This is a genomic window from Longimicrobium sp. (assembly GCF_036399935.1).
Lineage (GTDB): Bacteria > Gemmatimonadota > Gemmatimonadetes > Longimicrobiales > Longimicrobiaceae > Longimicrobium.
The window spans coordinates 23,693-49,249 of sequence record NZ_DASWMD010000033.1 but is presented as its reverse complement, the minus strand read 5'-3'; the positions used below and the strand labels follow the sequence as shown (position 1 = coordinate 49,249).

21 protein-coding genes are annotated in these 25,557 nt (G+C 71.0%); 7 read left to right on the top strand and 14 right to left on the bottom strand.

Annotated features, from left to right (window positions below):
- Positions 1 to 212: 212 nt before the first annotated feature.
- From VGB24_RS11150 to VGB24_RS11130, 5 genes are all read right to left on the bottom strand, one after another.
- A complete protein-coding gene (locus tag VGB24_RS11150) occupies positions 213 to 659 on the bottom strand; it encodes a DUF1801 domain-containing protein (protein ID WP_331073018.1) in 447 nt (148 codons plus the stop codon).
- Between the two features lie 142 nt (positions 660 to 801).
- On the bottom strand, positions 802 to 1,005 hold the full coding sequence (locus VGB24_RS11145) for a hypothetical protein (RefSeq protein ID WP_331021973.1): 204 nt from the start codon (positions 1,003 to 1,005) through the stop codon (positions 802 to 804).
- A 103-nt stretch (positions 1,006 to 1,108) separates the two neighbouring features.
- Positions 1,109 to 2,272, bottom strand: a complete 1,164-nt coding sequence (locus VGB24_RS11140) for a hypothetical protein (protein ID WP_331073017.1) — start codon at positions 2,270 to 2,272, stop codon at positions 1,109 to 1,111.
- Positions 2,272 to 2,712, bottom strand: a complete 441-nt coding sequence (locus VGB24_RS11135; RefSeq protein ID WP_331073016.1) for an OsmC family protein — start codon at positions 2,710 to 2,712, stop codon at positions 2,272 to 2,274. Before VGB24_RS11135 ends, VGB24_RS11140 begins: the two co-directional genes overlap by 1 nt.
- Positions 2,713 to 2,725: 13 nt before the next feature.
- Complete coding sequence (locus VGB24_RS11130) at positions 2,726 to 3,601, bottom strand: aldo/keto reductase (protein WP_331073015.1); 876 nt, start codon at positions 3,599 to 3,601, stop codon at positions 2,726 to 2,728.
- A 217-nt stretch (positions 3,602 to 3,818) separates the two neighbouring features.
- Between VGB24_RS11130 and VGB24_RS11125 the strand changes: the two genes are divergently transcribed.
- Positions 3,819 to 6,413: a TonB-dependent receptor domain-containing protein gene (locus VGB24_RS11125; RefSeq protein ID WP_331073014.1), complete on the top strand. Its 2,595-nt coding sequence runs from the start codon at positions 3,819 to 3,821 to the stop codon at positions 6,411 to 6,413.
- 316 nt (positions 6,414 to 6,729) lie between these two features.
- Here the strand turns inward: VGB24_RS11125 and VGB24_RS11120 are convergent, their stop codons facing one another.
- The 3 genes from VGB24_RS11120 to VGB24_RS11110 form a co-directional block, all read right to left on the bottom strand.
- Positions 6,730 to 7,839 carry a hypothetical protein gene (locus tag VGB24_RS11120; RefSeq protein ID WP_331073013.1) on the bottom strand — a complete coding sequence of 370 codons (1,110 nt, stop codon included), beginning with the start codon at positions 7,837 to 7,839 and terminating at the stop codon, positions 6,730 to 6,732.
- 389 nt (positions 7,840 to 8,228) lie between these two features.
- A complete protein-coding gene (locus tag VGB24_RS11115; RefSeq protein WP_331073012.1) occupies positions 8,229 to 9,395 on the bottom strand; it encodes a M56 family metallopeptidase in 1,167 nt (388 codons plus the stop codon).
- Between the two features lie 3 nt (positions 9,396 to 9,398).
- Complete coding sequence (locus VGB24_RS11110; protein ID WP_331073011.1) at positions 9,399 to 9,782, bottom strand: BlaI/MecI/CopY family transcriptional regulator; 384 nt, start codon at positions 9,780 to 9,782, stop codon at positions 9,399 to 9,401.
- A gap of 182 nt (positions 9,783 to 9,964) precedes the next feature.
- On the opposite strand from VGB24_RS11110, the gene VGB24_RS11105 reads away from it, so the two are divergent.
- Positions 9,965 to 11,245: a radical SAM protein gene (locus VGB24_RS11105; RefSeq protein WP_331073010.1), complete on the top strand. Its 1,281-nt coding sequence runs from the start codon at positions 9,965 to 9,967 to the stop codon at positions 11,243 to 11,245.
- A 1-nt stretch (position 11,246) separates the two neighbouring features.
- Here the strand turns inward: VGB24_RS11105 and VGB24_RS11100 are convergent, their stop codons facing one another.
- The 6 genes from VGB24_RS11100 to VGB24_RS11075 all read right to left on the bottom strand — a co-directional run bounded on the left by VGB24_RS11100 (position 11,247) and on the right by VGB24_RS11075 (position 17,557).
- A complete protein-coding gene (locus VGB24_RS11100) occupies positions 11,247 to 11,795 on the bottom strand; it encodes a nuclear transport factor 2 family protein (protein WP_331073009.1) in 549 nt (182 codons plus the stop codon).
- A complete protein-coding gene (locus VGB24_RS11095) occupies positions 11,795 to 12,397 on the bottom strand; it encodes a response regulator transcription factor (protein ID WP_331021980.1) in 603 nt (200 codons plus the stop codon). The genes VGB24_RS11100 and VGB24_RS11095 overlap by 1 nt, the downstream gene beginning before the upstream one ends.
- Complete coding sequence (locus tag VGB24_RS11090; protein WP_331073008.1) at positions 12,394 to 13,566, bottom strand: sensor histidine kinase; 1,173 nt, start codon at positions 13,564 to 13,566, stop codon at positions 12,394 to 12,396. The genes VGB24_RS11095 and VGB24_RS11090 overlap by 4 nt, the downstream gene beginning before the upstream one ends.
- Complete coding sequence (locus VGB24_RS11085) at positions 13,566 to 15,386, bottom strand: CIA30 family protein (RefSeq protein WP_331073007.1); 1,821 nt, start codon at positions 15,384 to 15,386, stop codon at positions 13,566 to 13,568. The genes VGB24_RS11090 and VGB24_RS11085 overlap by 1 nt, the downstream gene beginning before the upstream one ends.
- 157 nt (positions 15,387 to 15,543) lie before the next feature.
- Entirely contained in the window at positions 15,544 to 16,104 is a 561-nt protein-coding gene (gene mug, locus VGB24_RS11080) for a G/U mismatch-specific DNA glycosylase (RefSeq protein ID WP_331073006.1), read from the bottom strand.
- Positions 16,105 to 16,510: 406 nt separating this feature from the next.
- Positions 16,511 to 17,557 carry an ArsO family NAD(P)H-dependent flavin-containing monooxygenase gene (locus tag VGB24_RS11075; RefSeq protein WP_331073005.1) on the bottom strand — a complete coding sequence of 349 codons (1,047 nt, stop codon included), beginning with the start codon at positions 17,555 to 17,557 and terminating at the stop codon, positions 16,511 to 16,513.
- Between the two features lie 159 nt (positions 17,558 to 17,716).
- On the opposite strand from VGB24_RS11075, the gene VGB24_RS11070 reads away from it, so the two are divergent.
- From VGB24_RS11070 to VGB24_RS11050, 5 genes are all read left to right on the top strand, one after another.
- The gene (locus VGB24_RS11070) at positions 17,717 to 20,047 is read left to right on the top strand and encodes a CDC48 family AAA ATPase (RefSeq protein ID WP_331073004.1); all 2,331 of its coding nucleotides are present in this window, start codon (positions 17,717 to 17,719) and stop codon (positions 20,045 to 20,047) included.
- A gap of 623 nt (positions 20,048 to 20,670) precedes the next feature.
- On the top strand, positions 20,671 to 21,468 hold the full coding sequence (aac(3)-IV, locus tag VGB24_RS11065; protein WP_331073003.1) for an AAC(3)-IV family aminoglycoside N-acetyltransferase: 798 nt from the start codon (positions 20,671 to 20,673) through the stop codon (positions 21,466 to 21,468).
- A gap of 114 nt (positions 21,469 to 21,582) precedes the next feature.
- Complete coding sequence (locus VGB24_RS11060) at positions 21,583 to 23,253, top strand: PAS domain-containing sensor histidine kinase (RefSeq protein WP_331073002.1); 1,671 nt, start codon at positions 21,583 to 21,585, stop codon at positions 23,251 to 23,253.
- A 162-nt stretch (positions 23,254 to 23,415) separates the two neighbouring features.
- Positions 23,416 to 24,558 carry a zinc-dependent alcohol dehydrogenase gene (locus VGB24_RS11055; RefSeq protein ID WP_331073001.1) on the top strand — a complete coding sequence of 381 codons (1,143 nt, stop codon included), beginning with the start codon at positions 23,416 to 23,418 and terminating at the stop codon, positions 24,556 to 24,558.
- A 14-nt stretch (positions 24,559 to 24,572) separates the two neighbouring features.
- Positions 24,573 to 25,241, top strand: coding sequence for a hypothetical protein (locus tag VGB24_RS11050; RefSeq protein WP_331073000.1), 669 nt, complete (start codon positions 24,573 to 24,575; stop codon positions 25,239 to 25,241).
- The last annotated feature ends 316 nt before the right edge of the window (positions 25,242 to 25,557 follow it).

Genomic DNA, 25,557 nt, shown 5'->3' with positions numbered 1-25,557 from the left:
CGGCTGCCTCGCGTGCCGCGGGAGCCCCCTCCCCCCAGCCCCCGTCCCCCGCTGCGCAGGGGAGGGGGAGACCTGAATTGCACTTCGGATGGCATCGCGCACTCGACTGCGCGTGCAGTCCGCGGAGGCGGACTTTGGGCCTTGGTTGCCGCGACTTCAGTCGCCCCAGCAGGGCCGAGGCCTCTGCCACTGTGAGAGACCCGCTGGTCGGGTCACTGCGCGCGGCTGGCCTCGTAGCGCGCGATGAACTGCTCGGGAGTGGTGGCGGCAATCAGCTCGCCGATGGCGTCGAGTGGCAGATCGGCGGTTTTCTTGAAGCGGACGCACGACTTGCCCATGTCCAGCTTCTTCCCCTCCCGCCGGAACGCCTCGAGCAGCGCCTCCTCCTGCTCCGGGTCCATGTACGCGCCCAGCAGGTACAGCGAGTAGTTGTTCTTTTGCGCGGCCAGCGCGGCGTATCCCAGCGGCTGGCCGTTGTAGGTCGTGGGATAGCGCTCCAGGGGAATGGCGTAGGTGATCATCCCCCACGCCATGGTTTCCGTGTAGCCCTCGGGAAGGTTGCGGAGGATGACGTCGCGCACGGTGGAGACGACCTCGCGGCGATCTTCCGGCAGTTCCTGGAGGTACTCTTCGACGGTCGCGGCCTTGCTGCTCGCCATGGTCGATCAGGGGTGTGGGAGGTGGCAGCGGGGGTGTCTGAATACGCGGAGAATAGCCGATCGGGCCCCACCCGTCGAGCGGGTGCAGCGGACCCGGGGGAGGAACGAGGACGGCCCGGCGATGCGCCGGGCCGTGACGGCCTCAGTGCTGCGTCGGCGCGCTCGAGGTTTGTGCGGCTCCCTGCGCCAGGCGGGCAGCGGCGCCGTCGCGGGCGCCCTGCTCGCGCGACTGGCGGCTGTAGTTGTCCTCGAACGGCCACGTCAACATGTCGAGGAGGCTCCGCGTGCTCTTGCCGGAGAGCGCGCGTTCGTACGCGGCCTGGTACGCCTGCTTGTTGCCGTGCATGGTGCGTCCTGGGTGCCTGGTGTCCGACCCTGAGAGGCCATCGCAATAATAGCACCCGGGCGCCCGAAACGCCCGTACTTTTTTTCGCGCCGGTCCGCCGGCGTCACTGAGGCAGGCGGAAGACCGAAACTCCCAGGTCGTCGTTCTGCACGTACAACAGGCCGTTCGCCGCCTCCAGGTTGCCGACGGACTCCATGTCGGTGGCGTCGTCCAGGTCGTAGCGGCCGGTTTCGCGCGGCGCCGCGGGGTTGGAAAGGTCGTAGCGCCGCACCAGCGCGCGCGACCCGCCGGTGCCGTAGGCGTACAGCGTGCGCCCGCGGACGACGAGCCCGTCCAGGAAATCCACCTCCACGCGCGCCACCTCGCGCGGCTGGGCGGGGTCGGACACGTCCACCGTCACCAGGAAGTCGCGGGTGCGGGCGCCCACCCGCACCTCGGCGTCCAGGTACACGTGGCGCTCGCCCGCGGCGATCACGTCCACGTCCGCGCCGTACACGCCCGCGTCCTCGCGGGTGCCCAGCGCGCGCGCGTCCAGCCGGCCCAGTACGCGCGGCGCGGCGGGGTTGGAGACGTCCACGATCTTCATCCCGCCGCCCACGTTCCGCGCTCCGGCCGCCTCCCCCGGCCGCGCCGCGCCTTCGGCCACGTACAGGTGCCGGCCGGCGGCCACCGCCACGCCGGTTTCGGATATCCGGCCCACCAGCCGCGGGGCGGCCGCGTCGGCGACGTCGGCCAGCCACACGCCCACGTCCGTCACCAGGTACGCCCGGCCGTCCTGCAGAACGATCTCGCGGATGTCCGTCATCGGCATGGGGGTGGTGACCAGCGCCGAGACGAAGCGCGGGCGCGCCGGATCGGCCACGTCGAAGATCACCAGGTTGCTCCCGCCCAGGAACGCCCCGCCGGACGAGAACCGCTCGTCGACGAGCAGCCAGCCCTGGTCGATCCACTCGCGTGTCAGCGGCGCCTGCAGCGCGTTCTGGTGAAGGGTGATGCCCAGGAACACGTGGGTGCCGCGCGCCGCCATGGCGTCGATGCGGCCGGGAACGCGCAGGTGGCCGGCGGCGCTCGGCTGGCCGGCGCTGTCGATGGGAAGCACGTGAAGGGTGTTGCTGTCGCGAGCCGCCACGAACGCCGCGCGCTCGGTGAACGCCGTGCGCCAGGGCGGCGGCCCGTCGCTCTCCGCGACCAGCTCCACCCCCGTGCCGCACGCCGCCAGCGACAGCACGCACGCGAGCGGGAGGACGAGGAGCCAGGACCGGCGCATCACGCGGGCTGCGCCGGCTGAACGTGGACGCCGCGCTCCAGCGCCTGCTTCACGGGGCAGCGGTCGGCGATCTGCGTCAGCCGCTCGCGCTGCTCGTCGTCCAGCGCGCCCTCCATCACCAGCTCCCGTTCGATGGTGATGCCGGGAAGCGCCTGCGCGCCGCAGTCCTCGCAGTCCTGCTGGTAGCTGCGCGCCTGCCGCAGGCGCACCGTCACGCTTTCCAGCGGCCAGCCCTTGCGGTCGGCGTACATCCGCACCGTCATCGCCGTGCACGCGCCGATGGACCCCAGGATCATGTCGTAGGGCGTGGGGCCGGAATCGCCCCCGCCCAGGCTGGCGGGCTCGTCGACGACGACGCTCTTGCCGCCGACCTCGATCTCCGTGCGATAGTGCTCCCGCCCGATGCGGGCGACCACGTCGTTGCTCGCCACGTTCTGCATCCCCGTGTGTGGATCAGGCTTCCTCGCCGCCCGCGGCCTCGCCGATGCGGCGGAACTCGTCGTCCGCCAGCTCCACCGCGGCGGCGGCGACGTTCTCGTCCAGGTGCGCGACCTTGGAGGTGCCCGGGATGGGCAGCATCACCGGCGAGCGCCGCAGCAGCCAGGCCAGCGCCACCTGCGACGCAGCCACGCCCCGCCGGCGCGCCGCCTCCGCAAGCGGACCACCCTCATCCGCCAGCTTGCCGACCGCCAGCGGGTACCAGGGGATGAAGCCGATCCCGTGCAGCTCGCAATGCTCCAGCACGCCTTCCCACTCGCGGTCCGCCACGTTGTAGCGGTTCTGCACCGTGGCGATGGGCACCTCGCGCCGCGCCGCCTCGATCTGCTCCACCGTCACCTCCGAGAGGCCGACGTGGCGGATCTTGCCCTCGCGCCGCAGGTCTGCCACGGTGCCCACCTGGTCCTCGGCCGGGATGGCGGGGTCGATGCGGTGAAGCTGCCACAGGTCGATGGTGTCCAGCCGCAGCCGCCGGAGGCTTCCCTCGCACGCGGCCCGCAGGTGCTTCGGATGTCCGTTCTCGGTCCATTTGCCGGGGCCGGAGCGCGTGAAGCCGCCCTTGGTGGCGATCAGCAGGCCGCGGGGATACGGGTACAGCGCCTCGGCGATCAGCTCCTCGCTGACGTTGGGCCCGTAGGAATCGGCCGTGTCGATCAGGTCGATGCCCACCTCCACCGTGCGCTTCAGCACGCGAATGCACTCCTCGCCGTCCTTGGGCGGGCCCCAGACCCCTTCCCCGGTGATCCGCATGGCGCCGAAGCCCAGCCTGTTGACCGGGATGTCGCCCACCAGGAACGTTCCGCTCGCCGCCGCATCCAGCCGATCCGCCATCCCGCTTCTCCTCGTCCGGTTGATTCCATGCGCTCACCCACCGACGACGCGGAAGATGCCCCGCCGCGGCGCGTCCCCTTTCATGTCGTCAGGAACCGGGCCACGGATGCGGCGCCGCCGATGTGCCAACGAAACGGCGGGGCCGGTGGTCTACCCTGCACATGGATCGTTCACCGGCGTGCCCTGCCAAGACGGCGCGCCGACAGCGGAAAGCAAGATGAGTCCTTTCAAGTTCTTCGGGCGGATGCTCGCCTTTTCGGCCGCCCTGGCGGCCCTTCCCCTGGCCGCGCACGCACAGGCCGGCTCCGTCACCGGGACGGTGGTGGAAGCCACGTCCGGTCGGCCGCTGGCTTCCGTGCGGGTGACCCTTCACGCGGGGGGCGACACCTTGGCCGTCGCCGGGGCGCAGACGGACGCGGCGGGGCGCTTCCGCATCCAGGCCGCGCCGGGGCGGTATTCGCTGCGCGCGGCGCTGCTGGGATACTCGCCGCATCGCGCCGACGCGGTGGTGGCGGCGGGCGCGCCGGCAGACCTGGGGACCATCCGCCTTGCCTCGTCCGTGCTGCTGCTGGGCGAGGTAGAGGTGGTGGCCGAGCGCTCGGCGGTGGTCGTGGCGCCGGACCGCACCATCTACTCGACGCGCGACATGCCCGTGGCCAGCGGCGGCGTGGCCACCGACGTGCTGCGCGCCGTGCCGGAGCTGGAGGTGGGCGTCACCGGTGGCGTGCAGCTTCGCGGCACCGCGGCGCAGATCTACCTGAACGGCCGCCCGGCGCCCATGCAGGGCGAGCAGCTGGAATTGTTCCTTCAGCAGTTTCCCGCGGACCGCATCGAGCGCATCGAGGTGATCCCCAACCCCTCCGCGCGGTTCGAGGCCGAGGGCGCGGGCGGCATCGTGAACGTGGTGCTGCACCGCGACGTAGACCTGGGGCTGAGCGGCAACGTCTTCACCAACGCCAGCAGCCGGGGCGAGGCCGGCGCCGGCGGGCGGCTGACCTACCAGAGCGGTGCGTGGACCCTGTTCGGCGGCGGCTTTCTGCGCCGCTCCGACCGGCGCACCACCAGCTTCGACCTGCGGCAGAACCTGCTGGCCTCGCCCGTGACCCTGCTGGAACAGGACGGGTGGCGCGAAGACGAGGGACTGTCCGGCAACCTGGATTTCTCCGCCGAGTACCAGTTGAGCCGCGCCTCGTCGCTTCACGCGGAAGGGGCCGTCTGGCGCAACCAGAACGACGCGGACGGCGTGACGCGCTACACCCGGATGAACGAGGCGCGCACCCCGCTGGAGCTGTACGACCGCGCCCTGGACGATTCGCGCAACAGCGTGTCGGCCGACTTTTCGGCTGGCTTCCGCCACAGCTTTGCCGCGGCCGCCCGCCGGCGTACTACGGAGCGCGGCGGCGAGGGCGCCCAGGGCCGCGGCGGACCCGGGCAGGGCGGACCGGGTGGCCCGGGCGGGCCCGGCGGACCCGGTGGGTACGGCGGCGGACACGGCGGTCCGCGGGGCGGCGGCGGGGGCGTGTTCATGGGCGGTGAGCACGAGCTTTCCATCGACGTGGAGTACGAGGCGGGCGAGGACGACACGTTCAGCCGCACGCGCCGCGAGCTCTTCGAGAACGACGGCAGCGCGGCGGACGAGCCGGTGGAGCTGCGGGTGCGCGACGACGTGGGTGCCGAGCGCCAACGGCAGCTGCGCGCCGACTACGTACGTCCGTGGGGACCCAAGGGCCGCGTGGAGCTGGGATACCGGGCCGAGGTGCAGGACACGAACGACGACCGGATGCTGGAGGTGTTCGCGGACGAGGGCCAGGCGGGCGTCGTGGCCACGAACATGGTGTTCGGCTACCGGCAGACGCTGCACTCGGCGTACGGCACCGCGTCACGCACGCTGGGCGCGTTCACGCTTCAGGGCGGGCTGCGGGCGGAGCACGCCGACACGAAGCTGACGCTGCCCGCGGCGGTTCAGGAGTACGACAACGCCTACCTGAGCCTGTTTCCCAGCGCCAACGTGCGGTGGGACCTGGGCGACGGGCGCGACCTGCGCCTTTCGTACTCGCGGCGGATTCGGCGCCCGCGGCCGCAGATCCTGAATCCCACGAACCTGTCCACCGATCCGCTGAACCGCACGGTGGGCAACCCGGACCTGGAGCCCCAGTACGCCAGCTCCGTGAGCCTGGACGCCAGCTGGACCACCGGCTTCGGAACGCTGCGCGCTTCGCCCTTCTACCGCCGCACGGACAACGACTGGACGCAGATCAAGACGGTCGACGCGGCCGGCATCTCGACGGTGACGTGGGAGAACGTGGCCTCGCTTACATCGTACGGCACCTCGGTGAGCGCGTCCGTCCGCCCGATCGGGGGGATCAGCGGCAACGTGAGCGTCAACGGCGCGCGCGAGGTGCGCAACGCCAGCAACCTGGCGCTGGACTACTCGGGCGATGCGTTCCGCTGGGGCGCGCGCGGCAACCTGAGCGCGCGCATCACCGAGACGCTGGCGATGCAGGCGATGGCGGCGTACAACCCGGCGCGCGACGTGCCGCAGGGCCGCGTGTCGTCGTCGCTGATGACGCACGTGGGGCTGCGCCAGCAGCTGTGGAACAACCGGGCGACGCTCAACCTGATGGTGACGGACCCGTTCGACCTGTACCGCTCCTCCTTCACCACGAGCGACCCGTCGCACGTGCAGATCGGCCGCAGCCAGTGGAGCGCGCGCAGCGCCACGCTGAGCTTCTCGTACGCCTTCGGCCGCCCCCCGCGCGACCGCCGCGACCAGGCCGAGGAAGAGGAGCAGGAGGAGTCGGTCATCCGTTGATCCCCCGGCCCTGCTGGGGCGACTGAAGTCGCGGCTACAACGGCACGAAGTCCGCCTTCGCGGACTGCATGCGTAGTCGGTCGCGCTCCGGCTGGTGTGGTGCATGTGCAGGTGAAGCCCCGAGCCGGGCGCGACAGCGGCCCGAGTCGGGGCTTTCCGCTTTCCGAGCGGCGGGTTCACCCGCTCAAGGGAGTCGGGGCTTTCCGCTGTTCTTGCCGCGGGGTAACCCGCCCGGTCGGCCCCTCGGCTCCGACGCGGCGCTTGAAGCCGCAACGGCGGCGCTGACCGGGGTTCCCGCTGAGCCCCCCCGTGAGCGTCAGTCCGGCTCCAGTTCGAGCCTCAACTCACGTCCCCGGCGAACGAGCGTTCCCTTGCCTGCCTGGTAGCTCGCGGACGGGGCGACGATGCGGATGTCTCTCTGACCTTCGCGGCGCTCCCCGTCCGCGAGCCGCACGGCCCCTCCCCCGATCGTCACCTCCACCGCGCTCTCATCGCCCAGGACCGCCGCCAGCGTGCCGAGGGATTCGTCGTGAACCACCTTCGTGTTGAACTCGCCGCTCGTGTTGCTCGTGTTGCAGGGCCGGAACCAGCGCATGTGAATCTTGATCCGCTGGGTGACCGGCAGCGTGTTCTGCGGGTCGAATCCGCAATTCCCGTGGTCTCGCTGCGCCATCCGGCTGGCATCGACCACGAGCAGGACGCCGGGCGCGGCGAGAACGCTGTCCATCTGCGCACGGCGGCGGGCCCGCAGCGCGGCGATGTTCCGCTCGGCCTCCGCCAGGAGGTCGGGCGCGGGATGCCGCCGGGTCGCATCGGCGATAAGGCTCCGTTCGCGCTCCCGCAGCCCGGCCGCCTCAGCAACGGCCTCTTGCAGGGTCAGGTCGTCCTCGACGAGGCGACGCTTCCATGACGGCCCCACCATCCGGTCGAGCAGCACGGCCATCGCGGGACCCGTCGAGTAGAACCGGAGGCGAACGGAGCGGCTGACGTCCCCCGTGATGGTCCGGAGCGAATCCGCCAGGGTGAGCGTGCGGCGGGACACTCGCCCCCCGTCGCGCCGCGCCAGGAGCTCGGAGGTCCTGAGGAGCGCGTACTCGGCCAGACCCTCGTTGAGCTCGGCCATGCGATCGAACTGAGCGATCTCCTCTGGCAGCCGACGGTGCCGCGCTTCGCGCGCGGCGACGAACTCCTGGGCCAGCCGCACGCGGTCCGTGCGGCGGGTCGCGCGGAGGGCTTCGCTGAGCAGGCGGGCCTCCAGCGCGAACGCCGCCTCGTCGCGCGCGTCGAAGACCGGGTACCGCGACACCAGGGCGGAGTTCTCTCCGCGGCCGAAGCGCCGGTCCGGCCGCGCATTCGCCCGCTGAAATACGTGGAACGCCTCGTGGACCGCCGTGCCTGCGAGGGCGATCGGATCCAGCTCGCCCACGACCACCTGCGCCGCTCTCCGCCCGGAGATTTCCGTGCTCGTGCTCGCCGCTCCCGCCGCGGCCTCGCCGATCCAGAGGGCGCTCGGGACACTGGGAACGCCAGCGTACCCGGTAGGCGGGGCACCCCGCCAGCCGAACAGCACCGCGCCGCGCCCCCGGAGGACGAACACGACAGGAACGGTATCCGGCCGGAACCCCGGCCAGACCGAGTCCGGCGCAACCGGCCCGACTGCTTCGACTCCCACGTATGCCCTGGTGAGCGCGTGGAGGGTATCAGCCCCCGGCTGGGCCCCCAGCGGAGTGCCGACGGCCCAGAGAACTACGAGTGTAGTTAAAAATCGCATGTCAATGCTCCTTTGGCTGGGGGTGAAGGGTGCTCGCGTCGTGCTTACCGGGAAAAGGGCGGCGGGCGCGGGGCCCAGCGTAGACCACGCTGCTCCGGAGCGAGGCGCAGATCGAGCGGAGGGCTGTCGCCGCTTCGCAGGCGGACGGATCCGCCGCGCTGCTCGATGTCCGCCGCAGCGAGGGTCTTTCCGCCGAGGGAAGCGGCCACGACCCGGCTCCCCTCGATCGTCACGGTGAAGGAGCCGGCTGGGTCCCGGCCGAAAACCGTATAGTGGTCCAGGCCCCGCACACCGGGAGCCGCGGCGCACATCGTCAGGGTCACGCCGGCGAGCAGAACGGCGCGGAGCGCGGGCGGCGGGGCAGGGTCCGGCTCCCCGTTCCCGCCGAGCAGACGCCGGACGCGGCGCAGCGTCAATGACTCGTCACCGACCAGTGCCGCGACGTGAGAAACCGGTGGCTCGTTCAGCCAGCGCGCCACCTTGCCCAGCGCACTCGCCAAGTCGAGCCCGCTGGCGCCCTCCCGAACGGCGCGGGCATCACAGAGGCATTCTGAGAGTTCACGAAGTCTCGCCTCGGCCCTCCACAAGAGCGGCTGGAAGACGAGTATCCGGGAGACAAGCGCGACGATCCACCTCCAGGCCGGGTCCCGGCGCGCCAGGTGCGCCGTCTCGTGCGCCAGGACGGCCTTCAACTCGCCCGGGGTGAGCGCCGCAACCATGGCAGGATGAATCCAGATCTGCGCGTGGAAGGTGGTCGGAGAGAGTACCCCCTCGGCGAGCCGGACCTTCGGCCAGGCGTCCGGCGCGGCTGCCCGTATCCGGTCCGTCTCGTCAGCCGTGGGCATCCGGAGGTGCCCAGCCGCGCGCCGCAGGTGCAGATACCCGGCAACAAGCCGAGTGACAAGAATGAGAGAGACGAGTGCCCACACGAACATCACGGGCGTAGTCCAGGACATCGCGCTGCTCAGGACGAGGCTCGGCGTGGCACCGCCCGCGGCCAACCCTACCGAGTTCTGGGCCGGGCCCCGCAGCATCGCGATCCGTGGGAGGGAGACGGAAAGGAGCGGGAGCAGGACCGCGCCCCGCCAAGCCGTCTCCCTGACATGGTCGCGCCCGGCGGGCATCCACCGGTCCAATGCCTCAGCGGCCAGGAGCAGCAGGGCGCTGTGGAGCAGGTAGGTACCTGCCCAGGCCAGTACCGGGATTACCATTCTTCAGTCATCGGAGCCCCGACGACGGCGCGCTTCGTCGATATGGGATTGGATTTGTTCCAGGTCGCCTTCGGAGAGGTCCTTTGCGGCAAGCACCTGAGTAACTACGGCGGTGGCGTCTCCTCGGAACAGGCGTCGCACCACATCCTTGATCATGGACCGCCGTACTTCGTGCTCTGCCACCAGCGGAAGATAGACGAAGCCCCGCCCCTCGACCCGATGTGTGACCACGCCGCGCCGCTCGAGCCGCTGCAGGATGGTGGAAACGGTCGTCACTGCCACACGCCGGGTCCGGCCCACGGCGCGGTGCACGTCCGCGGCGGATGCTTCGCCGCGGTCCCAGAGGACCTGCAGGATGTGAAGCTGGAAATCGCTCAGGTCGTACACGCACTCCCTGGGGTTCAAGGCTTGTCGCGCTGCGCAAACTACGCCTGTCGTTGATCCCGTGTCAAGCGTACTCTTCGGATCGGCGAACCCGCCGGTCGCCCCTCCATCCGTGTAGAGTCTTGCGTGGCCATGAACTTCGGGTTTTATTCGGATAGGAAGAAAACCCGAAGCAGGAGCATTCGATGGATGCGATGACGCTGGAGCAGAAGCTGGAGTTGCTGATCGGCCTGGCGGGCGACGACCGCGACGGGGCGCCCGGCAAGGACCGATCGATGCTCCCGCCCCGGCTGCGCCACGCCAACGACGTGGGCGCGCTGCGGCCGGTGAACATCCGCGAGCTGCGCGTCGCGGGCAAAGGCAAGCTGTCGCTGATGCGCATCCTGATGACCAACGCGTGCAGCTTCAACTGCCACTACTGCCCCATGCGCCGCGACCGGGCCATGCCGCGCACGCTGCTGAAGCCCGAAGAGCTGGTGAAGATCTTTCTCGATGCCTTCCACCGCGGCTGGTGCAGCGGCCTGTTCATCACCACGGGCATCCCGGGGCGGCCCGTGAAGGTGATGGACGACCTGATCCAGGTGCTGGAGCTGCTGCGCGAGAAGCACCGCTTTACGGGATACGTCCACGTGAAGATGGTGCCCGGTGGGCAGGTGGCGCAGATCGAGCGGCTGACGGCGCTGGCCAGCCGCGTGTCGCTGAACCTGGAAGCGCCCTGCGGGTCGTCGCTTGCGCAGATCGCGCCCGAAAAGAGCCTCGATACCTCGCTCGCCAGCCTGGAGCAGGCGCGCAGGCTGGTTTCGCGCGAACGTGGCGAGCGGCGCGACGGCAAGCCCGGCGACCCGCTGCACCCCGGCGGCGCCTCGGGGATGACCATGCAGTTCGTGGTGGGCGCCACGCCCGACAGCGACCGCACGCTGCTGGGCAAGGTGACGGAGCTGTATGCCAGGGGCGGCATCCATCACGCGCACTTCAGCGCCTTTCGCCCCATCCGCGACACCCCGCTGGAGAACGCTCCCGAAACCCCCGTCCTGCGCGAGAACCGGCTGTACCAGGCCGATTACCTGGTGCGCCAGTACGGCTTCGGCGCCGACGAGGTGGTGTTCGACGAACGCGGCAACCTGCCCTTGGGCAACGATCCCAAGACCTCCTGGGCGCTCGCCCACCCGGAGCGCTTTCCGGTGGAGGTGAAGGCGGCCTCGTACGAGGACCTGGTGCGCGTCCCCGGCATCGGCCCGGGGACGGCCAAGCGCATCGTGGCGGAGCGTGCGACGACGGTCCTGCGCGGCCTGGCGGACCTGCGGAAGCTGGGCGCGGTCACCACGCGCGCGGCGGGGTTCCTGACGCTGGGCGGAAAGCGGCTGCAGACGGTGAAGTGGACGGAGCAGCTGGGGTTCTGGGGCCCGGACGACGACACCGGGCGCCACCACCTGACCTACAGCGTCAGCCCCGGCACCTTCCGCTAGCTCAGCGCCGGGTGCGGCTGGACCAGTGGATGGCGGTGATGCGCCAGCCATCCGGCGTGCGGGCGAGCACCATCAGCTCGGCGCCGGCGGAGTTGACCACGCGCCCCCGGAACTGGCCCTGCGCCACGCTCGTCGCGGCCGCCCACGCCACGTCCCCCCGCACGCGGATCTGCACGGGTGTGCGAGTAGACTGGACGGCACGGGCGAACTCGATGTCGGCGGGCAGGTGATGGCCGCGGTACTCCGCCACGTCCTCCACCCCGCCCGACTCCAGGATCACCGCGTCCGGCGCGAGCAGCGCGAGCGCGGCGGCGCTGTCCCCCGCCTCCAGCGCCTGGTGGAAGCGCGCCACGGTCGCGGCGACCTCGGCTGAGTCCTGCGCGGCGGACCGAGCCGACGGCGCGGAGACCACGTCCCGCTGTTCGACCACGACCACCGGCGCAGGGTCTACCTGGACGGCGGGCTGCGGCGCCATGGTGAACCGCGGCCCGCATGGACGCCCGCACGCGGCGAGCAGGAACACGATCACGATTCCGAGCTTCGCACGCATCAGAGCCATCCCTTCTCCCGTGCCAGCCGCGCCGCCTCCACCCGGTTGGCGGCTCCCAGCTTGGAGATGGCGGCCGAGAGGTAGTTGCGTACGGTGCCCTCCGACAGGAACAGCGACGCGCCGATGGACGCGCTGGCGAGCCCTTCGCCGGCCAGCCGCAGCACCTGCCGCTCGCGGTCGGTGAGCGGGTCGCTTTCCGTCCACGCCTCGCGCGCCAGCGTGGGATCGATGGCGCGTCCGCCGGCGTGTACGCGCCGCACCGCGTTCGCCAGCTCGTCGGAGGGGCTGTCCTTGAGCAGGTAGCCGGAGGCGCCGGCATCCAGCGCGCGCCGAAGATAGCCGGCGCGGGCGAAGGTGGTGAGGATCACCACCCGCGTCCGCAGCTTGCGCCGGGTGATCTCCGCCGCCAGGTCCAGCCCCGTCATCCCGGGCATTTCGATGTCGGTGAGCACCACGTCGGGCGCGTCGCGCTCCACCAACGCGAGCGCCTCGTCACCGTTCGCCGCACGGCCCACGACCTCGATGTCGCTTTCGATCTGGAGAAGCGCGGTGAGCGCGCCCAGCACCATCGCCTGGTCCTCTGCCACGAGCACGCGAATCATCCCCCGCCTCCCGGTTCCCGCGTCCCGGCGTTCGCGGCCGAGCCAAGCCCGTCGGGGACGCGCACGGAAATGCGCACGCCGCGCCCGCCGATGCCGGCACCGCCCATCATCGTTCCACCCGCCGCCTCCACGCGCTCGCGCATGCCGCGCAGCCCGCTCCCCTCGGTCACGGCGCCCGCGCGTCCGTCGTCTTCCACCTCCAGCACGTATCCGCCGGGCTCCCGCCGCAGCCGTACGCTGCAGGCCTGCGCCTCCGAGTGGCGCACCACGTTCGTCACCGCCTCGCGCAGCGCCAGCGCCAGCGACTCTTCGACCTCGCGCTCCAGCGTCACCGGCGGCACGTCCACCGTCGCGCGGATGCCGGCCGCGGCCAGGATGGCGGCGGACTGCCGGGCCTCGTCGTCGAGGGATGCGCGGTAGCCGCGCACCGCCTCGCGCACCTCGCGCAGCGCCTTGCGGGCCACCTGCTCCACCTCGCGGATCTCCCGTGCCGCCGCCTCCACGTCGCGCGTGGCCAGCTTGGACGCCAGCTCCGACTTCAGGACGATGAGCGAAAGCGTGTGCCCCAGCACGTCGTGAAGGTCGCGGCCGATGCGCTCGCGCTCCGCCACCGCGGCCAGGTGGCGGATCTGCTCGTGCGCAAGCTTGAGCCTGGCGTTGACCCTGGCCTCCTGGGCGTAGTGAAGGTTCACGAAGCCGATCAGCAGGGGCATTCCCACTGCGGGAAACCAGTACCACAGCGGAGGCTGCGCCAGCCACGAGGTCGCCGCCCCTGCGGCGGCCACGATCACGATCGCCCGCGCGGCCACCCGCGGTCCCGCCAGGTTTCCCGCGAAGCTCGCCGCGTAGATGAAGAACACCGAGGCGCCCACGTTCAGCGGCGTCATCACGGCGCCCAGCAGCACCTGGACGGCGACCACCAGCATCAGCGCCCGGCCCTGCACCCAGAACCCGCGGAAGTACGAGACCAGGAACACCGCCACGACGAGCGCGGTCCCCGCCGGGTACGCCCGGGCCGAGTGGGCCAGGCGCAGGGGCACCGCCGGCTCGATCAGAAAGAACGCCAGGTAGATGAGCCACGCGTACGCCGTCCACCCCACCCCGCCGCCGGCGGGCACCAGCCGGCGGCGGGGGGATGATGCCGGGGCGGCGGCCGGGCCGGTTTCCATCAGCGCAGGCCGAAGTCGTCGATGCGCAGCTCGAACGGCCCCGGCTGCGGGCCGCCCGCCAGCACCACGCCCATCACGTCGTGCCCGTCGATGCCGAAGTCCGACCAGGCGAACCGCACCTCCCGCCACTCCGGCCCCGCGACGAAGGTGCGGATGAGCGGCATGGTTCCCTTCGACCGGGCGAAGACCATCACCCGATACGTCTTTCCATCGCCCCGGGCCTGGAACGCCACCCCCGGCCGCGACGAAAGGTCGACGGGCGACATGGCTTCGGCCGGCATCCACATGGCCCCGTACCAGGCGTAGGCGAGCGCGGGGGTGATGGTGCCGGTGACCGAAAGCGAATGGCGGCTGCCGCCCGCGCCGCCCTCCACGACCGCCACCTCGCCGCTGGACGTGCCGCCGGCGTACGTGTCGGCCGAGGGCATCCAGTTGCCCAGTTCGGCCGCCAGCGCGCCGGACTCGAAGTCGGCGACCAGCCCGCCCGCGAGCGAGGCGGCCCCGGCGTCCTGGCGCTGGCGGGCCGCGGTGACGCTCCGCGCCAGGCTCTCGCGGTCGATGGGCACGCCCTCCTTCCAGACCGTGCGGATGGCGCGGGTGGCGGTGATGTCGACCGTGGGATCTCCCTCCACCAGCAGGAGGTCGGCGCGAAGCCCTACCGCGATCCGCCCCCGGTCTGCCAGCCGAAAGGCCGTGGCGGGCACGCTCGTCGCCGCGCGGAGCGCCTCGATGGGCGTGAGGCCGGCCTGAACCAGCAGCTCCAGCTCGCGGTGCATCGCCGCGCCGAAGGCGGTGCCGGGGTTCGGCGCGTCACTGCCGGCCAGGATGGGCACGCCCGCGGCCCGCAGCTGCCGGATGACCGCGAAGGCGGAATCCAGCGTCCGCACAGGTGCACCGGCGCGCCGGGGAAAGCCTTGGGCCAGCGCGTCGCCGCGTGCGGGGAGCAGGTACGGGGCAAGGCGCGCGTCGCGCACCAGCGGGGCCCCGCCTCCCGTGCCGGTGATGCTCATCATCACTGTGAGCGTGGGAACCACGAAGGCGCGCCGCGACGCCGCGAGCCGCGCGAAGTCCGCCCCGGGGCCGCGGTCGTTGAACAGGTGCACCAGGCCGTCCGCGCCTTCCTCGATCGCTGCCCGAGCGCTCGCGGCGTCGCTCACGTGGACGACGGCCAGCTTCCCGCGCCGGTGCGCGGCCTCCACCACCGCCCGCATGGTCGCCCGGTCGATGGATGGGATGGAGGCGCCGTACGCCGCACCGTCGTCGAAGACGATCTTGATCCACTGCGACCCCTCGGCGATGCGGGCGTCGACGAACGCCTGCGCCGAGTCGGGCGAGCTGATGGTTGGAATGCGCATTCCGAACTGGGTGCCATGCCCGCCCGGCGCGGTGACCAGCACGCCCGCCGAGAGCAGGTCGGCGCGTCCCCGCGCTTGCCCGGCGTCCTGCTGCACGCGGGCGGCGCGCGCCGTGGCCACGTCGGTGAACATGTCCAGGTGCGTCGTCACGCCGAAAACGGCGGCTTCGCGCAGCGCATCGCCGAACGTGTGCGTATGGGCGTCGATCAGCCCCGGCAGGAGCGTCATCCCCGCTCCGTCCACGATCGCGGCACCGGCGGGCGCGGGCACGCCGCGGCCTACCCGGGCGATCCTGCCGGCCTCCAGCAGCACGTCGTGCCCCTGCAGCACCCGCTCGCCGTCGAACACGCGCACGTTGCGGATGAGCGTCGCCTGCGCCTGCTGCGCGGCGGGCGCGCCGGCCGGGATGAGGACGGAGGCGAGCAGGAGGGCGGTGATGGCCCGGCGGCGGACGCGGGCGGTCACGCCTCGAGGGACGGCGTGTTCGTGGCCTGCGGACATGGTGTTTCCTTGCAGTAGGTTTCACGCGTGGCGACGGCACTCTCGCATCGCCTGCCTCAAAGGTGGCGGCGGGCACCGGATCGGACTACGCGGATTCGTCACGACTTTGGCGTGACGTTTGTCATGACGCGTCGGCTTCGGCGGCGTCGCGCAGCTCGCGGAAGAGCCGCGCGAAGTCGGCAGCCTGGTAATTGGCGTTCAGGCCACTGGGATTGGGGAGGATCCAGATCGGCCGGCCGCCCACCGTCTCCGCCTGCGGGCCCAGCTTGGCCTTGGGCCGGTTGAACGCCGTCCGGTACGCGCCGACGCCAAGCACGGCCAGCCAGCGGGGCGCGAACCGGCGCACCTTTTCGTCCAGCTTGCGCCCGCCCTCCGCCAGCTCGGCGGGGGTGAGCTCCGCCGCGCCGGTGGTTGCGCGGTCCACGATGTTGGTGATGCCGTAGCCGTACCGCAGCAGCTCACTTTGCTCGGACGGGTCCAGCACGCGCGGGGTAAAGCCGCCCGCGTGCAGCGCCTTCCAGAAGCGGTTCCCTGGCCGACCGAAGTGGTAGCCCACGGCGGCCGTGTACAGCCCGGGATTGATGCCGCAGAACAGCACCTTCAGCCCCGGCGCGATCACGTCGGGGATGGTCGTGTTCAGCGCCGCGGCGATCTCTTCCTTCGTAGGTCTGCGTACTGGCATCGGGGATCACTCGTTCGATGGAAGCCGCTCATCCTGTCGCCCGGCGGTCAACCCTGTCATCCAGAGGCCCCGAGCAATCGTTTATCTTGACGCCCCGGCAACCTGTCATCCTGAGGCCCAGGCGCGCCCAACTCGCCCGTACGCCGTACTTCGCGGGCCGAAGGATCTAGCCTGAGGTACGAACTAACTTTGGCGCGGCAGCGGCACGGAGCTCCGGACCCGGATCGCCTCGGAATCCAGGGTTTCCGAGCCGAATCACTCGAGCCGAATCACTCGAGCCGAACCAAGGGGTTCGAGCCGCCCCAGGGCTGCACGGGCGAATGAATCCTCTGCAACAAACACACGAAGTCCGCCTTCGCGGACTGGCTTGCCGTGGCGCTGGTTACGGCATGTGGCGCGCCCCGGCTCAGGCCAGTTCTGCCGCGATTTCGGTGACCGTCGCGCGGGCCGTGCGGCCAACCGCGATCAGGGTGGCGGAGGCGAAGCCGGTCCAGTCGCCGTAACCCACCAGCCATAGCCGCGGCTCGCGGACCGAGCGCGTTCCCTCCACCGCAATCCGCCCTCCCTCGACCACGTCCAGCGGCCTCAGGTGGTCCAGCGCGGGGCGGAACCCCGTGCACCAGATCACCGCATCCACCGCCTCCTCGCGCCCGTCCGGCCATACCACCCCGCCCGCCGTCATGCGCGTGAACGGGCGCACAGACCGCAGCACGCCCCGGTCCCGCGCCTCGCGCACCGGCGGCACCATCACAATGTCGCCCAGCCCCACGCGCGGCGGTGGTTCCCTGCCCTCCTGCCGCGCCCGGTACGCCGCCGACGCCTGGTCGAACAGGTAGCGGCCGTCCACCCAGTCCGGCAGAAAGCCGGGCTCCGCCAGCGTCACCCACGTAGCATCCGCCACCCGCGACACCTCCGCCAGGATCTGCGCGCCGGAGTTGCCGCCGCCTACCACCAGCACCCGCCTGCCCGCGAAGGCATCAGGCGTGGCGTACCCGGCGGAGTGGAGCTGAACTCCCAGGAACTCGCCGCGCCCAGGGAAGTCGGGGATGGACGGCCGGCTCCACGTGCCCGTCGCGCTCACCACCGCTCTTGCGCGCCAGGTACCCGCATCCGCCACGACGCGGAAGCCGTCGCCCTCGCGGTGGACGGCGTCCACGTCGACCCGGCGGCGGACGGGCAACTCGTAGCGCCGCTCGTACGCATCCAGGTACTCCAGCACCTCCGCGCGCGAGGGATAGTCGTCGGTGCCGCCCGGCATCACCCATCCGGGAAGCGAGCTGAATCGCGCGGGGGAGAACAGGCGCAGGCCGTTCCACCCGTGCCGCCACGCTCCGCCCGGCCCGTCCTGCGCATCCAGGACGACCCACGACAGCGGCGTCCGGCGCAGATGGTAGCCCACCGCTAGCCCCGCCTGCCCTCCCCCGATCACCACCACGTCCACGTCTTCCGTCATCGCCCTCACAGCACGAGTCGCGCATCGCACCACCCCGCCGACAGGGTATCAGCCAAGTTTCCGTGCGAACAGGGGTTGCGCGAGCGGACCGCCGCTTGCGAGACGGGCCGCCAGCACGGGCATCGACACCACGGAACGACCACACGGGAGCAAGCGCGGATGCCGGATCAGGAGCAGCAGGAACAGCCCGGCAAGGCCATTCGGGTGCAGGTGCAGGGCGCCAAGGGACAGGACGTGGGCAAGGGCGTGGCGCGGCTGGGACGCAAGACGTTCGACCGGCTGGGCGTGGAAGAAGGCGCCGTGGTGGAGATCACCGGCAAGCGCACCACCGCCGCCCTGGCCCTTCCGCCCTTTCCAGAGGACGAGGGGCTGGACCTGATCCGCCTGGACGGCCTGCAGCGCGCCAACGCCGACGCGGGCATCGGCGACCACGTGCAGGTGCGCAAGGCCGACATGAAGGCCGCGCGCCGCATCACCATCGCCCCCGCCCAGCCCAACATGCGGCTGATGGGCTCCGGCGACGCGCTGCGGCGCACGCTCTTCCACCGGCCCGTGGTGACGGGCGACGTGATCTCCACCTCCGTCTACCGGCGCGGCGGAACGCGGGCTACGGACCCGAATCCCCTCCCCGAGGACATCCTGCGCACGCTGCTCCAGCAGACCACCTTTGGCCTGCAGGAGGTGCGGCTTCGCGTGGTGGCGACCACCCCGCGCGGCGTGGTGCAGGTGGTGGAGGAGACGGAGATCGAGCTGCTTCCCGAGTACGTGGAGGCCGCGGAGCGGCGCAGCGCCGACGTCACGTACGAGGACATCGGCGGACAGGGCGCGACCATCGAGCAGGTTCGCGAGATGATCGAGCTGCCGCTGAAGCACCCCGAGCTCTTCCAGCGGCTGGGGATCGACCCGCCCAAGGGCGTGCTGCTGCACGGCCCCCCGGGCACGGGCAAGACGCTGATCGCGCGGGCCGTAGCCAGCGAGGCCGACGCGCAGTTCTTTCACATCGCCGGGCCCGAGATCATGGGCCGCTACCACGGCGAAAGCGAGCAGCGGCTGCGCGACGTGTTCGAGCAGGCGCAGAAGCAGGCGCCGTCCATCGTCTTCATCGACGAGATCGACAGCATCGCCCCCAAGCGCGAGGAGGCCACGGGCGAGGTGGAGCGCCGCATCGTCGCGCAGCTGCTGACGCTGATGGACGGGCTGGAGCCGCGGCAGAACGTGGTGGTGATCGGCGCCACCAACCGGCCCAACGCGCTGGACGAGGCGCTGCGCCGGCCGGGGCGTTTCGACCGCGAGATCGTCATCGGGGTGCCCGACATGGCGGGGCGGCGCGAGATCCTGTCCATCCACACGCGCGGCATGCCGCTCGACGACGACGTGGACCTGGACGAGATCGCCCGCATCACCTACGGCTTCGTGGGCGCCGACATGTCGGCGCTGGCGCGCGAGGCGGCCATCGAAACGCTGCGGCGCCACCTGCCCAACATCGACCTGGACCGCGAGGAGATCCCGCAGGAAATCCTGGAGCAGCTGATCGTCTGCCGCAACGACTTCATCAGCGCGCAGAAGCGGGTGCAGCCTTCGGCGGTGCGCGAGATCATGATCCAGGTACCCGATGTGGGATGGGAGGACATCGGCGGGCTGGAGCAGGCGCAGATGCAGCTGCGCGAGGGGGTGGAGCTGCCGCTGAAGCACCCGGACGCGTTCCGGCGCCTGGGAATCCGCCCGGCCCGCGGCTTCCTGCTCTACGGGCCGCCCGGGACGGGCAAGACGCTGATCGCCAAGGCGGTGGCGCGCGAGTCCGAGGCCAACTTCATCGCCGCCAAGTCGTCGGACCTGCTGAGCAAGTGGTACGGCGAAAGCGAGCAGCAGGTGTCGCGCCTCTTCCAGCGCGCGCGGCAGGTGGCGCCCACGGTGATCTTCATCGACGAGATCGATTCGCTGGCCCCGCAGCGTGGCGGCGGCGGGCTGGGCGAGCCGGCGGTGACGGAACGGGTGGTGAACACCATCCTGGCGGAGATGGACGGGCTCGAAGAGGCCAACGGCATCGTGGTGATCGGCGCCACGAATCGCCCGACGCTGCTGGACCCCGCGCTGCTGCGCCCGGGCCGCTTCGACGAGCTGGTGTACATCCCCGTTCCCGACCGCGACGGGCGGCGGAAGATCCTGGGCATCCACACTAGCGAGATGCCCATCGCCGACGACGTGGACCTGGACACGCTGGCGGAGCGCACGCAGGGCTACACGGGCGCGGACCTGGAAGACCTGGTGCGCCGCGCGGGCCTCCACGCGCTGCGCGAGAACCTGGACGTGCCCGACGTGCCGATGAAGTTCTTCGAGACGGCGCTCAAGGAGAGCCGCGCGTCGGTGACGCCGGAGATGGAAAAGGAGTATGAGGAGATCGCCGAGCAATTAAAGCGCGAAAGTCCGCGCGGGCCCAAGCGCATCGGCTTCATGAGCGGATCGGAGCTGGAGGCGTTCGCCAGCCGGTAGGGGCCTAAGTCGCACAAGAGCCTGTCATCCTGAGGCCCAGGTGCACCGTACCTGCGCGAACGCCGAGCCTCGCGGGCCGAAGGGATCTAGCCCGGGGCACGTCCAAACTGGGGCGCGGCATCGGTCACCGAAGCCGAGGCCTCGGCTGCCGTGAGGCCCTCACCCGGCCGCGCTGACACGCGTGCCACCCTCTCCCGCAAACAGCGCGGGAGAGGGGGTACACTTCGGGGTTCGGTGCGGGCGGAGGGGAAGCGTCAGAGCCGGGCCCCCTCCTAGCGGTTGAAACCGCGTCTGGAACGTCACGAAGTCCGCCTTCGCGGACTGCACGCGCAGTCGAGTGCGCGAGGCCAGCCGAACCGCGATTCAGGGCTCCCACGGCATGTGCCGAGACCTGTCGAATCGCAATCGAAGTTCCCCTCTCTCCCGCGCTGTTTGCGGGGGAGAGGCCGGGAGGGGGGGCTGCCGCGGCATGCGAGGCACCCAGTCGAACCCAGATCGAATTTCTCCCCTCTCCGCACGTAGTTTGTGCGGGGAGGGGCCGGGGGAGGGGCCCTCCCGAGGCATGCACCGGCACCCATTCGAACCCCGACCGACCTTTTCCGCTCGAATCGCACAGCCAGCACATGACCCACCCCCAGACTACGCGGAAGGAGTTCACCCCGGGCGAGCTCGCGGATCAGCTCCGCGCACTCGGCGTCGCGCCGGGCGGCGTGCTCGTCGTGCACACGTCCTTCCGCGCCGTGCGGCCGGTGGCGGGCGGCCCGGCGGGGCTGATCGCCGCACTGCGGGCCGCGCTCGGGCCGCGGGGAACGCTGGTGATGCCTTCGTGGACGGGAAGCGACGAAGAGCCCTTCGACCCGCGGACCACGCCCGCGTCGTCCGACCTGGGCATCGTAGCCGACACCTTCTGGCGGATGCCCGGCGTGGTGCGGAGCGAGCATCCGTTCGCGTTCGCGGCGATCGGCCCGGAGGCGGATGCCATTACCTCCGGGCCCCTCCCGCTGCCGCCGCACGTGCACGACAGCCCCATTGGCCGGGTGTACGATCGCGATGGCCACGTGCTGCTGGTGGGCGTGGGTCACGACGCCAACACCACGCTGCACCTGGCGGAGCTGCTGGCCGGCGTGCCCTACGGCGTGCCGAAGCACATCACCGTTCAACGCGACGGCCGGTCGGTCCGCGTGCCGTATCGCGAGAACGACCACTGCTGCCTGCGGTTCGGCGTGGCGGATAGGTGGCTGCGCGAGCGCGGGCTGCAGACGGAGGGGCGCGTCGGCCATGCGGATGCGCGCCTCGTCCGCTCGCGGGACATCGTACGGGTTGCGCTTGAATTCCTGGAGCGCGACCCCCTCATCTTCCTGCATCCCGCCGGTGAAGGATGCGAGGAGTGCGACGAGGCGCGGAGCAGCATGACGGGATGATGGAGGCGGCCGATTCGATGCATAATGTGCGTACAGGGTTTCGCCGACGGCTTCCCGGGCGTATCCTCCAAGCGTTTCTCGCTGACTCTTCATCCAGCTGATCGCGCCGCCGGCATGATGGACCCCTCGGCCCCCTTTCAACCGCCCGCCACGGAGCGCGACCAGCTGCTCGCCCGCATCCAGGCGCTCGAGGAGGATTGGCGCCGGCTGCGGGAAGAGAACGAGCGGCTGCACGCGCAGCTCGCTGGCGAGCGCGGCCGGGCTCAGGAAGCGCTCCGCGCCAGCGAAGAGCAGCTGCGGATGGCCGCCGCCGCGGCCGAGCTGGGCACGTGGCGCCACGACCTGTCCTCCAACCTGTTCTCGCTGGATGAGCGCGCCCAGCAGCACTACGCCCTCCCCGCCACCACACCCCTGCAGGCGTTGATCGACCGCGTGCACCCCGACGACCGCGCCCGCCTGGGCGGCGAGATCGGGGGGGCGCTGGACCCCGCCGTCCGTGCGAAGGTGAGCACGGAGTATCGCGTGGTCCATCCCGACGGCGCGGTGCGGTGGCTGCGCATCCAGGGACGGGTGGAGTTCGACCGCGACGGGCCGGACGCGCGGGCAACGCAGGGCTTCGGCACGGTGCAGGACGTCACCGGGCGCAAGGAAGCCGAGGTGGCGCTGCGCGAGAGCGAGGCGCGGTACCGCCGCCTGTTCGATTCCATCGACGAGGGATTCTGCGTCGTCACCGTGATCTTCGACGACGCGGGCAACCCGGTGGACTACGAGTTCCTGGAGGCCAACCCGGCGTTCAGCAAGCAGACCGGGCTGACGGACGCCGTGGGGCGGTCCGCGCGCGAGCTGCTGCCGGACCTGGAGGAGGACTGGTTCCGCATCTACGGCGGGGTGGCCAGAACGGGCCGGCCCATCCGCTTCCAGAACGGGTCCGAGGCCATGCACCGCTGGTTCGACGTCTTCGCCTTTCGCGTGGACGAGCCGGAGCAGCGGCGGGTGGCCATCCTCTTCACCGACGTCACCGAGCACATCCGAGCCGACCGCGAGCGCGAGCGCCTGCTGGGCGAAACGGAGGCCGCGCGCGCCGAGGCCGACGCCGCCAACCGCGCCAAGTCCGATTTCCTGGCCTCCATGAGCCACGAGCTGCGCACGCCGCTGAACGCCATCGGCGGATACGTGGACCTGCTGGACCTGGGGATCTACGGCTCGCTCAGCGATGCGCAGCGCACGTCGCTGGCCCGCATCGGCGCCAACCAGCGCCACCTGCTGACGCTCATCAACGACATCCTCTCGTTCGCCCAGCTGGAGGCGGGACGCATCGAGTTCGACGTTCGCCCGCTGTCGGCGATGGAGCTGGTCGCCAGCGTGGAATCGCTGGTGTCGCCCCAGGCGGCGGCCAAGGGCGTGTCGTACGCCACCGAGCCGTGCGACCCGGCGTTGTGCCTGCGCGGCGACGCGGAGCGGATGCGGCAGATCCTGCTGAACCTGGTGGGCAACGCCATCAAGTTCACCCCCGCCGGCGGCCGGGTGGTGCTGTCGTGCGACGCGGAGGAGCAGTGGGTGCACCTGCGCGTGCGCGACACCGGCGTGGGGATCGCGCCCGAGGAGCAGGAGCGCATCTTCGACCCGTTCCAGCAGGTGGGCCGCCGGCTGAGCAGCCCCACCGAGGGCGTGGGCCTGGGGCTGGCCATCAGCCGCGACCTGGCCCGGGCGATGGAGGGCGAGCTGTCCGTAGACAGCGCGCCCGGACAGGGCAGCACCTTCACCGTACGGCTGCCGCGAGGCTGACGGGCGGCACCGGCCAGGCCCTGGACGGATACGAGCCCCGGCGCGAGCATCGCACCGGGGCTCGCGTCGTCGTAGCCGGGGCGTTGCACGGCGTGCGGCACGGCGCGTGCTTCCTCCCCGCCGCCTGAAGCGACAGGCAACGCACTTTCAGGAGGGCAGCGCATGCGAGCGATGGTGTACCGGGGGCCGTACCGGATTCGTGTGGAAGAAAAGGACATGCCCCCGATCGAGCATCCCAACGACGCGATCGTGCGCGTCACCCGGGCGGCCATCTGCGGCTCGGACCTGCACATCTACCACGGGATGATGCCCGACACCCGCGTGGGCCAGACGTTCGGCCACGAGTTCGTGGGCGTGGTGGAAGAGGTGGGCTCGTCGGTGCAAAACCTGAAGCGGGGCGACCGCGTGATGGTGCCCTTCAACATCTTCTGCGGCACCTGCTTCTTCTGCTCGCGGAAGCTGTACGCCAACTGCCACAACGTGAACCCCAACGCCACGGCGGTGGGCGGCATCTACGGGTACTCGCACACCACCGGCGGCTACGACGGGGGCCAGGCGGAGTTCGTTCGCGTGCCCTTCGCCGACGTGGGGCCCAGCATCATCCCCGAGTGGATGGACGAGGAAGACGCGGTGCTGCTCACCGACGCGCTCCCCACGGGCTACTTCGGCGCGCAGCTGGGCGAGATCCAGGAAGGCGACGTGGTGATCGTGTTCGGCGCGGGGCCGGTGGGGCTGTTCGCGGCCAAGAGCGCGTGGCTGATGGGCGCGGGCCGGGTGATCGTCATCGACCACCTGGAGTACCGGCTGGAAAAGGCGCGCGAGTTCGCCCACGCCGAGACGTACAACTTCGCCGAGTACGACGACATCGTCACGCACATGAAGAAGATCACCGACTTCCTGGGCGCGGACGTGGCCATCGACGCCGTGGGCGCCGAGGCCGACGGGGCCTTCTTCCAGCACGTCACGGCGGCCAAGTTCAAGCTGCAGGGCGGCTCGCCCATCGCGCTGAACTGGGCGATCGACTCGGTGCGGAAGGGCGGCACGGTTTCGGTCGTCGGCGCGTACGGGCCGCTGTTCAGCGCGGTGAAGTTCGGCGACGCCATGAACAAGGGGCTCACCATCCGCGCCAACCAGTGCAGCGTGAAGCGCCACTGGCCGCGGCTGTTCGAGCACGTGAAGAACGGCGTGCTGAAGCCCAGCGACATCATCACGCACCGCATTCCGCTGGAGCACATCGCCGAGGGCTACCACATGTTCAGCGCCAAGCTGGACAACTGCATCAAGCCCATCGTGGTCCCCAACTGAACGGGAGAGCGATCATGACGGATATCACCGAACACGAGCGGAACGTCCCGTCCGCGGTCAGCGACCTGCCCCGGCCGTACTGGGCGTCGACCACGCGGGCGACGGCGCCCCTGGAAGAGGTGCGGCGGACCGTTCCCGGCTGGGGCGTAGACCTGAACTACGACGAGCGCACGGCCGTGCCCATGGAGGACTTCGATCCCGGGGCCACGGGCGCGCACTGGGACTTTCCCGAGCGGCAGCCGGAAAAGTGGCCGCGCGAAATGTCGCCGGAGCACGGGATGCTGCCGCCGGTGTTCGGCACGGCGTGCCCGCCGAAGGGAATTTCGGGCGCCATCCGCAAGTACGCGTACACGCTGGGCGAGGGAAAGACCTCGCACTGGATGCTGCTGATGGCGGCGGACCGCATCGACGTGATCGAGAGCTCGGTCGAGTCGGCGGTGCGCGGCCAGCCCGACAACCCGCTCTCGGAGTCGGGCGTGATCGCCGAGTTCAAGCGCCACGGCATCCGCTCGCGGACGCGGGAGTCGCAGCGGGTGGACCTGAAGCACCAGTGGATGGACCCGCTGATCGTGGCGGCGCCCTGGCTGCTGGGCGGCTACCTGGCGTACCGCGCGGGCAAGGCGCTGGCCGGCGCGAGCCGCGGCTCGGGCGACGACCGCCCGCGGTTCACGCGGCCGGGCTGAGGGAGGCCCCTCCCCCGGCCCCTCCCCGCACAAACTACGTGCGGAGAGGGGGGAACACCTCAAAACGGGTGCGCGCCAAACCATCGGTGCGCACCCGTTTCTGTCATCCTGTGCCCCGGGCGCGCCGAATTCGCCCGCACCTGGTTCCTCGCGGGGCGAAGGATCTTGCTGCGGAAACGTACGAGCTTGGGCGCGGCAGCGGTCACGACCCTGGAGGCCGCGGCTCCGTCCCCGGGCGAATGAATTCGCTGCAACAACTACACGAAGTCTGCCTTCGCAGACTGGCTTGTTCTCGTGTGAGGAGGACTGTGCGGCG

Coding starts and splice junctions, on each gene's coding strand:
- VGB24_RS11070 (WP_331073004.1), top strand. CDS start 17,717: ATGCCGGATCAGGAGCAGCAGGAACAGCCCGGCAAGGCCATTCGGGTG.
- VGB24_RS11055 (WP_331073001.1), top strand. CDS start 23,416: ATGCGAGCGATGGTGTACCGGGGGCCGTACCGGATTCGTGTGGAAGAA.
- mug (WP_331073006.1), bottom strand. CDS start 16,104: ATGCCAGTACGCAGACCTACGAAGGAAGAGATCGCCGCGGCGCTGAAC.
- VGB24_RS11115 (WP_331073012.1), bottom strand. CDS start 9,395: ATGGTAATCCCGGTACTGGCCTGGGCAGGTACCTACCTGCTCCACAGC.
- VGB24_RS11130 (WP_331073015.1), bottom strand. CDS start 3,601: ATGGCGGATCGGCTGGATGCGGCGGCGAGCGGAACGTTCCTGGTGGGC.
- VGB24_RS11135 (WP_331073016.1), bottom strand. CDS start 2,712: ATGCAGAACGTGGCGAGCAACGACGTGGTCGCCCGCATCGGGCGGGAG.
- VGB24_RS11050 (WP_331073000.1), top strand. CDS start 24,573: ATGACGGATATCACCGAACACGAGCGGAACGTCCCGTCCGCGGTCAGC.
- VGB24_RS11140 (WP_331073017.1), bottom strand. CDS start 2,272: ATGCGCCGGTCCTGGCTCCTCGTCCTCCCGCTCGCGTGCGTGCTGTCG.
- VGB24_RS11060 (WP_331073002.1), top strand. CDS start 21,583: ATGATGGACCCCTCGGCCCCCTTTCAACCGCCCGCCACGGAGCGCGAC.
- VGB24_RS11090 (WP_331073008.1), bottom strand. CDS start 13,566: ATGGAAACCGGCCCGGCCGCCGCCCCGGCATCATCCCCCCGCCGCCGG.
- VGB24_RS11150 (WP_331073018.1), bottom strand. CDS start 659: ATGGCGAGCAGCAAGGCCGCGACCGTCGAAGAGTACCTCCAGGAACTG.
- VGB24_RS11100 (WP_331073009.1), bottom strand. CDS start 11,795: ATGCGTGCGAAGCTCGGAATCGTGATCGTGTTCCTGCTCGCCGCGTGC.
- VGB24_RS11075 (WP_331073005.1), bottom strand. CDS start 17,557: ATGACGGAAGACGTGGACGTGGTGGTGATCGGGGGAGGGCAGGCGGGG.
- VGB24_RS11105 (WP_331073010.1), top strand. CDS start 9,965: ATGGATGCGATGACGCTGGAGCAGAAGCTGGAGTTGCTGATCGGCCTG.
- VGB24_RS11095 (WP_331021980.1), bottom strand. CDS start 12,397: ATGATTCGCGTGCTCGTGGCAGAGGACCAGGCGATGGTGCTGGGCGCG.
- VGB24_RS11145 (WP_331021973.1), bottom strand. CDS start 1,005: ATGCACGGCAACAAGCAGGCGTACCAGGCCGCGTACGAACGCGCGCTC.
- VGB24_RS11125 (WP_331073014.1), top strand. CDS start 3,819: ATGAGTCCTTTCAAGTTCTTCGGGCGGATGCTCGCCTTTTCGGCCGCC.